Annotated in this window: 1 pseudogene; it reads left to right on the plus strand. The window is 72.6% G+C overall.

Annotation, left to right across the window (positions count from 1 at the left end):
* Positions 1 to 281: pseudogene (locus AC0CH8_RS18855) on the plus strand (hypothetical protein); the annotation flags it as partial.

Consider the following 281-nt stretch of genomic DNA (forward strand, 5'->3'; position numbering starts at 1 on the left):
CAGCAGCTTGCGACGCTGACCGGGCAGGTCGAACAGAATGGCTACCAGCTTCGCACCCTGCGCGAGCAGTTCGAGGCCTACCGCCGCAGCACCGATGCGAAGCTGACTGCTCCGGTCGCCGCCGCGCCCGTCGATGGTAGCGAGCCGGCACCGATCGCGTCCAGCGCGCCGTCGCGCCCGCTCGGTGGCTCCAAGACCGCGTCTGGCGCAACCCGCCCGGCAGCGGCAGGCCCGACCGTCACCGACGAACGCGCCGCGCGCCTTGCAGCGCGTTCGTCGGT

The sequence above is a fragment of the Sphingomonas sp. AC435 genome, assembly GCF_979253005.1.